This window comes from Arthrobacter sp. TB 26 (assembly GCF_000427315.1).
GTDB lineage: Bacteria > Actinomycetota > Actinomycetes > Actinomycetales > Micrococcaceae > Arthrobacter.
On record NZ_AUPJ01000060.1, the window covers coordinates 1 to 5,225 of the forward strand.

Here is a 5,225-nt window from a genome sequence, read left to right on the forward strand (position 1 = left end):
CCGCCCGGCTCCGACAGCGGCGTCAGCCTTCCCAATGCTCGCAAGCTCGCATCGGGTCCCTCGGCTGCCGCCTTGGATGCCACCCAGGCCGCCGGAAAGAATCCAACGGGAGTCCGTCGTAGACTCGCCTTAGGCGCGTGGCATGAAAACCCAGACGTTGTACGTCAGCCGCTAACGCGCCGTCGTACATCCAAATTTTTAGGAGTGGAAATGGCTGATCCCGCACGGGCTGCCAAGTTGGCGCAGCGGATTAAGGTTGTTGTTGCTGAGGCCCTGGGCCGGAGGGTCAAGGATCCCCGGCTTGAGGGCGTCACTGTTACCGATGCGCGTGTGACCAATGATCTGCAGCACGCCACGGTTTACTACACCGTGTTCGGTGACCAGCTGGTCCAGGCCGAGGCTGCCAAGGGGCTTGAGAAAGCCAAGGGCGTGCTGCGGCAGGAAGTCGGCCGGAACATCACCGTCCGGTTGACCCCGACCCTCGAGTTCGTGGCGGACCAGATCCCGGTGAACGCCTCCAACCTGGAGGAACTGCTCCGGGCTGCGAAGAAGCGTGACGCCGAGGTGGCCGCCCTCGCCGCCAGCGCGAAGCACGCCGGCGACGCCGACCCCTACAAGAGCGACACTCCGCAGGACGTGGAGCTCGACGAGGACGACTTCGACGAAGAGGACCTGGACCTCATCGACGAAGACGACGTCGACGAGGACAACAACAAGTAGTCCAGCAACACTTTGTCCTGCAGCACGGCAGGACGGCAAGGAAATGGCCGGCCCCCGCAGGGGGCCGGCCATTTTTGTTCAGCCGCGCGCCGCGGTGTCAGGACTTCGCCGGGCCGTCGTGCCGCCCGGACTCCAGATCCAGGTACATGACCTGGCCGTCGGGTGGGCCGCCGGGGCCGGGCAGGGCGTTGACCGTTGCATAGAGGATGTGTCCGCGGAGGTCGACGTCGGCCGCGAAGCCGGCCGCGAGCACCACTGTCTGTTCGCCCGAGTCTGGGTCGATCCTGAGGACGCCTTCGCCGAACAGCGAGGCAACGTACATGTCCCCGTTGTCGTCGAGGACGAGTCCCGTGGGCGACATGATGTCCTCCGCCACGAGCTTCACCTCGTTGTCGTCCGGGTTCACCTTGAAGATCGCCCCGCGTGGGCCCAGTGCCGGATCTTCCGGCCCGCCCGGAAGCGAGGTCACGTACAGCCAGCCATCGGGGCCGACGGCGACGTCGGTCGGAACAGCCTCGAAGTCGTACGTTGTTCCCACAACGCAGTCGGGCAGGCCGTTGGAGGCCGCGGCCTCCGGGGTGATCTTGTAGGGCCGCGGCGGCAGCACAGCGACGGTCTCGGTCGTGCCGCTCCGGGCATCAACCGACACCACGCTGTTGGCCCCGGCATCGGCGACGTAGAAGGCCCCTTCGGTGACGGCGATTGCGTACGGATGTGAATCCACTTCACCCTTGTAGCTGGCCGGCATGTTGGCCGGCAGCTGCGCTGCGCAGCCGTCCGGCAGGTCACGGAAGCCGTACCGGGTGGTGCCGTCGGCGTTGTCCTCCGTCTCCAGGGCGGCGAAGTCGCCAAGCGTCCGCTGGTGCCCGTCTTCGTCGATGATCCGGACGTGGCCGGCCAGCTCAGCGGGGTCGGGTCCGGCGCCCTGGCTCTCCAGGAAATAGGTCTTCCCGTCCCGCTGGGCGTTGCCCGCAACGCTCCAGTCCGGAGTCTCGTAGAGGACTTTCTGGTTCCCTTCGGAGTCGACCCGCGTCACCCTACCGGCGAAGGACTCGCTCACCGTGACGGAGCCGTGGTGCCTGGCGCTGACATGAAGCGGGCCCACCAGCCTGCCGGTAAGCACAACGGGCGCTGCCTCTCCGGCGTTCCCGCCGCCGTTGCCACTGGCGTTCGCGCCGGGGGCCGCGCCGGCGGCTGTCCCGCTGGTGAGGAACACGGCTGCGGTTGCGGCCGTGGCTAGCAATGACAAACTCTTTCTCATGGTTGGCTCCCGTGGCGAATGATGAAGTATCCACTTTGTTGAGACCATTGAGACCGGTGCAGCGGCCGCCGGACTGTTCACGGCGGCCCCCTCAATCGGATAGTAGGCCCCCGGAGTCGCAAAGTCGATGGCTGCGCGGCAAGCCCGGATCTTCCGCACCAGACGCCGTTGCTGGCTATGATCGGACCATGCTCACGCCACCCTCCGCTGCCGACATCAACCGCTTCCTGGACCGGGCGATCCGGCTCGCCGCCGGGAGTGTGGCCGCGGGCGGCGGACCGTTCGGAGCGCTGGTGGTGACAGCCGACGGGCGGATCCATGAGGGCGTCAACCGCGTCACACGGGACAACGACCCCACAGCGCACGCCGAAGTGGTGGCCATCCGCACGGCCGCCGCCGCAACCGGCAACTTCGATCTCAGCGGCGCCGTGCTCTATGCCAGCTGCGAACCGTGCCCCCTCTGCCTTGCCGCAGCACTGTGGGCCCGGGTGGACCGGGTCTACTTCGCCGCAGACCGTCACGCCGCTGCTGCCGCCGGCTTCGACGACGCGCTCTTCTACGAATACTTCGACGGAACCCGGCCGGGACTCATGCCGGTCCGCCACACGGCCGTCCCGGCGTCGGACGTTCCCTTCCAGGCCTGGCGCGACAACCCCGACCGCATCGAGTACTGAGATCGTGTCACGGGGGCCGGGGGACTTTGGACTCTATGCCCGCCCCGCGCGGTGGCGTCCCATGGAACCATGACTGCGGGGACTCGGAAAGGCGGCGGGCCGTGGGCTCCAGCCTGATCGCGTGTCCCCATTGCGGGAAGACCAACCGGATTCCGGCGGCGGCCGCCGGCCATCCGCGCTGCGGCAACTGCCGCAAGGACCTGCCCTGGATCGTCGACGCGGGTGACGCGGACTTCGGTGTTATCGCGGAGCAGTCCTCGACGCCGGTGCTGATCGACTTCTGGGCCGCGTGGTGTGGCCCCTGCCGCATGGTCAGCCCGGTGCTGGACAAGCTGGCCCAGGAGCGGGCCGGCCGGGTGAAACTCGTTAAGGTCGACGTCGACAAGTCGCCGGGACTGTCGAGGCGCTTCGATATCCAGGCCATTCCGACCATGCTGCTGATCCGGGACGGCAAGGTCGTGGCCCGCCAGGCTGGTGCTCCGCCGGCAGCGGCCTTGCGCCAATGGCTTGACGGCGCGCTGGCAGCGGGCCAACCGTGACCGTCCCACTGGCGAGATGGAGGAAAGAATGACCGCAATACTGCGCTACGAAGTTGGTTCCGGGACGGTCCTGGTCGAGGTCGCGGATGACAGCTTCGGCGTCGAGCGTCCCTCGCGGAACGAACAGGGAATTACCGACGCCGGGCGGCGGCTTGAAGATGCCCTGGCCGCCATCCGGCCGGCGGCCAACGCGGCGGCCGAGGTCCTGAAGGAAGTCGGCGCCGAGCACCTCGAGCTCCAGTTCGGCGTGAAGCTGGCCGGCGAGGCAGGGGCCATCATCGCGCAGAACTGCTCCGAGGCCCACTTCATCGTCAAGCTGTCCTTCACCCACGCGCCCGCGGCTCAATTGTCACCGGAGGAAGAAATCATGCTGTGAGGCCGCGCGGCCAACCGGACAAATACCATGGGCGGGGCGCTTGCTTAGCGGCGCCTGCGCCGGGCGCCCAGGCCACCCAGGAAGGGCGAGCCCACCCCCAGCAGGAAGCCGAAGTCGTACCAGTTACCGGCACGGGCCGTGTTGTAGAAAGGGAACTCGCTCCACTGCCCGAAGACATGGACGATTAACACAATCCAGGCAGTGAGCCCGTTCCAGATGCCCCATAACAAGTCCTGCCACCACATGTGAACCTCCCTGACGAAACGCTCGAACACTAATTCCGGAACAGCAGCCCGCGGACCCCCGCGCGAAATTCATTGCGCTCCGCTCAGGTTAGGAGTTGCAGTGCCGCGGCGGTAGGGGACAAGGACCCCGGAGACTGGGCTGTCGGCCGGCTTCTAGCTGATCCGGGCCGGCAGCCGGCTGAGGCCTTCGACGAGATCGGCCTGGCTGCTGCAGAGCGCGATCCGGATCCAGCCCTCGCCGATCGAACCGAACGCGGTGCCGGGGGCGAAGGACACGCCGGAATCCGCCAGGAACCGGCGGACCCAGCCCCGGACGTCGCCGCCACTGACATGGGACACATCAGCCCATAGGTAGAAGGCCCCCTGCGCCGTCAGGAACGGGATGCCCTTGGACGCCAGCACCGCAGAGGCGGCATCCCGGTTGGCCCGGTAGTGCCCGTGGGCGTGGCTGACGTAGTCCTGCGGGCCCGTCAGCGCCGCCAGTGCCGCGTACTGCGAGGGCGCGGCGACACAGGAGACAATCGCCTCCATCACGTTGTTCATCTTCTGCTCCAGCCCGGGCGGGCAGACCAGCGCGCCGATACGGAGCCCCGTCAGGCCGTAGGTCTTGGAGAGCGTCAGCGAGGTGAACACGCGGGCTTCGCCCGGGATGTCGCTGTCGAAGCGGGCCGGGCTCACATGCGGAACGTCATACGTGAACGCTTCGTAGCATTCGTCGGAGATGATCCACAGATCGTGCCGGACGGCCAGCTCCACGAGGCTGCGGGTGAGCTCTTCGCCCAGGACAGCGCCCAGCGGGTTGGATGGTGAATTGAGGATCAGCACCTTGGTCCGCGGGGTGATGAGCTCCTCGATATCCGAGATCCGGGGCTGGAAGTCGTGCTCGGGATACAGCGGGTACTGCACCGGGATGGCGTGCAGCAGGCTGCTGGTCATCGCGAAGGTCGGGTAACCCGGATTGGGGATCAGGATTTCGTCGCCCGGCGAGAGCAGCAGGCTCATCGCGAAGTGCAGGCCCTGCTGGGCCCCGTCGACGACGTACACGCGGTCCGCTCCGACCGGCGTCGCATTGTGTTCCCGGAACCTGGCCGCGAACGCCTCGCGGAGGGCCGGGATGCCGGCGTTGGGGGTGTAGTTCGTTTCGTCACGGTCCAGGCAGGCCATCCCGGCCTCGAGGATATGGCGGGGGACGGCGAAACCCGGTTCGCCGATGCTCAGGACGATGGCGCCGGGGGTTCCCCAGGCGGCTTCGGTGATTTCGCGGATCTGGTTGATGGGGACATCGCGGACGTGGGCGGCAAGCTCGGGCATGTCTGCCATCCTAGCCGCCGCAGTTTCCGGCGCCGGGGGCAGCCCCGGCGCAGATATACTGGGAAGCGTGCTTTCTGGACTGGTAATAGTGGACAAGCC

7 protein-coding genes are annotated in these 5,225 nt (G+C 67.2%); 4 read left to right on the forward strand and 3 right to left on the reverse strand.

The window, feature by feature from the left end:
• Positions 1 to 210: 210 nt before the first annotated feature.
• On the forward strand, positions 211 to 720 hold the full coding sequence (gene rbfA / locus K789_RS0101080) for a 30S ribosome-binding factor RbfA (RefSeq protein ID WP_024365133.1): 510 nt from the start codon (positions 211 to 213) through the stop codon (positions 718 to 720).
• A 97-nt stretch (positions 721 to 817) separates the two neighbouring features.
• Here rbfA and K789_RS0101085 read toward each other — a convergent pair whose 3' ends face one another.
• Positions 818 to 1,981 (reverse strand): ScyD/ScyE family protein, encoded by a 1,164-nt coding sequence (locus K789_RS0101085; protein ID WP_024365134.1) that lies wholly within the window; start codon positions 1,979 to 1,981, stop codon positions 818 to 820.
• Positions 1,982 to 2,169: 188 nt separating this feature from the next.
• Here K789_RS0101085 and K789_RS0101090 point away from each other — a divergent pair, with 188 nt between their 5' ends.
• The 3 genes from K789_RS0101090 to K789_RS0101100 all read left to right on the forward strand — a co-directional run bounded on the left by K789_RS0101090 (position 2,170) and on the right by K789_RS0101100 (position 3,570).
• Positions 2,170 to 2,655, forward strand: coding sequence for a nucleoside deaminase (locus K789_RS0101090; RefSeq protein WP_024365135.1), 486 nt, complete (start codon positions 2,170 to 2,172; stop codon positions 2,653 to 2,655).
• 101 nt (positions 2,656 to 2,756) lie between these two features.
• Positions 2,757 to 3,194 (forward strand): thioredoxin, encoded by a 438-nt coding sequence (gene trxA / locus K789_RS0101095; protein ID WP_024365136.1) that lies wholly within the window; start codon positions 2,757 to 2,759, stop codon positions 3,192 to 3,194.
• 28 nt (positions 3,195 to 3,222) lie between these two features.
• On the forward strand, positions 3,223 to 3,570 hold the full coding sequence (locus tag K789_RS0101100; protein ID WP_024365137.1) for a CU044_2847 family protein: 348 nt from the start codon (positions 3,223 to 3,225) through the stop codon (positions 3,568 to 3,570).
• 44 nt (positions 3,571 to 3,614) lie between these two features.
• Here the strand turns inward: K789_RS0101100 and K789_RS0101105 are convergent, their stop codons facing one another.
• Positions 3,615 to 3,815, reverse strand: a complete 201-nt coding sequence (locus tag K789_RS0101105; RefSeq protein ID WP_024365138.1) for a hypothetical protein — start codon at positions 3,813 to 3,815, stop codon at positions 3,615 to 3,617.
• Positions 3,816 to 3,968: 153 nt separating this feature from the next.
• Entirely contained in the window at positions 3,969 to 5,126 is a 1,158-nt protein-coding gene (locus K789_RS0101110) for a pyridoxal phosphate-dependent aminotransferase (protein WP_024365139.1), read from the reverse strand.
• Positions 5,127 to 5,225 lie beyond the last annotated feature (99 nt).